Origin of the sequence: Nostoc sp., assembly GCF_036917815.1 — a bacterium.
In the GTDB taxonomy this organism is placed as follows: Bacteria; Cyanobacteriota; Cyanobacteriia; order Cyanobacteriales; family Nostocaceae; genus Nostoc.
In genome coordinates, this window is the sequence record NZ_JBALEK010000083.1 from 1 (window position 1) to 2,935 (window position 2,935).

Here is a 2,935-nt window from a genome sequence, read left to right on the forward strand (position 1 = left end):
TAGCTCAAATAATTCGGAACAAGACTGCTTCTAATCTGTTTGGTTGGTCCTGGCAGACGGAATAACTGCCTACCCCTAATTATTGAGCCGATACGCTAGTAATATTCGCTTTAGAATTCAGTTTTATGGTTTTCTTTCAACTGATTCCCGCTTGCTCAAACGGATATTTTAACTGTTTGGCAAAAGGTGCTTTACGTTTTAAACTCATGGGTATTAGCCACTAAACTCTGACCCATTTCAGTACTTTGGGATCTTTGTCGTATTGATAGGTAACGCTGTCCTTAGTAGTGATAGACTCCCCTTTGCGGGCTTTACTTCTAATAGTAGAAACGGAATAGTAGGTTAATTCATTCATTTCCTTATGAGAAAGGTTTTCGATTGTGCTGCTCTCTAATTCATTTTGGGACTTATCTTGAGATGAGTCGTCTATTTTGATTTGAACATTTGTGGTAGGTTTAGTAATACTTACTTTTTGACCTTTTTGATTACGATAATCCTGTACTTTCATAAGTTTCCAGTTGGAATCTTGTGCAAGTTCTAATACCCATTGATGGTAATCAAATAGGCTTTCTCTATGCCCAACACTAATAAACGTCGTTTTCGTCTCTTGTAACTGTTGATATAAATAACCTTCATTTTCCAAATCTAAGGCACTTGTTGCTTCATCTAATATCGTGAATCTTGGATGAGTAACTAATAATCGTGCGAAAGCCAGACGTTGTTGTTCTCCTAGCGATAGTATGTTCTCCCAAGGAACTTCCGTATCAAAGCTATCGACTCGACTTAGCAAGTTTTGTAGGTTGACTTGTTGCAAAACTTCTTTAAGTTCTGCGTTGGTCATTTGATTATTTGTAGTAGGATAAAGCAATTGTTCGCGCAAGGTTCCTAAAATTATGTAAGGGCGTTGGGGCAAAAATAAAACTTCTTCTAGGGGGGGGCGCACCAAGCGACCAGTACCTGCATTCCATAAACCAGCGATCGCTCTTAGTAGAGAACTTTTACCTCGACCACTCGGCCCAACAATCAATAAACCTTCTCCTGCTTTGACAGACAGTGACAAACCTTCAACAATCACCTGTTCATAGTCGGGTGTTTGTAAAGTGACATTCTCAAAAACGATTTGATTTTCTTCTATTGTTTTTATAGTACTTACATCTTCTGGTTTTTTAGTAACAGCTTCTAACGCATCGGAAAATTCAGATAACCGTTCAACATAGCTAGAAAATCTTCCAGAATTCCCAAATTCATTAATTAACTCACCCAAAGCATTAGCGAAAAAATAGCAACATGTAGACGCTTGGCTAAGTTCTCCAAAATCAATTTCACCTTTAATCTGTAAAGGCCCAAATACTATATATGGAAATATTTGAATTACAGCCTGATAACCTCTATTAAAAATCTCATTATTCCTCTCCCAATCAATTTTGCGTTTAGCATTTTCTATCAAATGACTAAATCGCCGGACAATAATATTTAATTCTTGCTTCTCTCCTCGAAAAAAAGCTACTGATTCAGCATGAGTGCGAAAGTGAGTTAGACAATAGGTGTAGTCAGCTTTCGCTTCGAGTTCTTCTCGATTAATTTTATTTAATTCTTGGGTTAAGTAAACAGCAATCAAATTACCTATAACTGTATAAGTAACCAAAATTAGTGCAACAGTCTGAGATATTGACCAGAGAACTAACAAAAAAGCTGTCATCTCCAGTATTTTTTCTAAGAGAGTAGCTGAAAAACTTAAAGCATTGTTTGCAATGGGTTCGATTTCTTGAGATAAACGTTGATCTGGATTATCAATATTAGATTTAAAGTTAATTTTGTAATAAGCTTGATTGTTTAAATATTTTGATAAAATCTTATTATTTAGCCATTGATACCAATCAAGAGCAATTTTTTTTCTCACTAGTTTGGAGAACCCTACCAAGAGAGTTACCAATACCAGAGCTAAACCAAAAAGCAGTAAAGTATCATAAAACTTAGAGATGTCCTTCTCTTGAATGATGATATCGAGTAAATAGCGAGTAATAAAGCTGTTAAAAACATTTGCGCTTACAAGTGCAATTATTAATAAAATCAAGAGAATGAGCATTCCCCATGAGCGAATCACGTCTGAGAATGCTCTGTTTCCTGGCTCGTTTGGATACCAGTAAGGTTGGGCGACTGCTTTTACGTCTTTCCAAAATTGAAAAAAACCTAAAAAAGCATTTGTTGAAGGTTGAGCTTGAACAACTTGGGTTGGCATATTCTGAAACTAAACTAAGATTTTACTAATAATTAAGCTAGTTATATGGAAGTAGCGTTAAGGGTCAATTCTTTACCAAATAAGCATTGTAGCTAGAAATAAAGTAGGAAATTGACCTAGTGCAATTGTTGGGATTTTGGAGAATGATAAGCTTTCTCATACAATTCGGTAAATATGCTTGTGAAAGTATTATTGAACTCAATATTTGTATTAACTGACGCATTGAATCATTTGCTGTAATTTTCTTGGTGTCCATAGTCGACAGCAGTTAATAAGTTTTTCAGCAGATAATTTTTGTGCCATGTGTCATATTCTATGACGCAGTATATACCAATTTACATTTTGATTTTTTGTTTTTACCCCAATTTACCGAGCGGATACTTCTTAACTGTCTTAACTGTCTTAACTGTCTGCTTAACTGTCTTAATTTGGTATTGTATTTTGTTGGCTAAGGTGAGATAATTCATAAATCCAAGTAAAAAGTACAGATTTAAATAAATAAATTCAGTTAATGTAAAAGTAAACATTACTTAAGATTTAGCAAAATATCTGATTAGAGAAGCAAATTTTTGATAGTAGTAATTGTTAAAACTTATAGCCAAGTTAACTTTGTCTTTAGCTAAAACTGTAGGAATTTAAGGTAGCTTTACAGTAAATTATTAATTTATTAAAATTAGCATTGATTAGAGTAAGATT

At 34.3% G+C, this 2,935-nt stretch carries 1 protein-coding gene; it reads right to left on the bottom strand.

The window, feature by feature from the left end; all coding sequences use genetic code 11:
• Positions 1-220: 220 nt before the first annotated feature.
• Positions 221-2,239 carry an ABC transporter ATP-binding protein/permease gene (locus tag V7K97_RS25090; protein WP_334803697.1) on the bottom strand — a complete coding sequence of 673 codons (2,019 nt, stop codon included), beginning with the start codon at positions 2,237-2,239 and terminating at the stop codon, positions 221-223.
• Between the last annotated feature and the right edge of the window lie 696 nt (positions 2,240-2,935).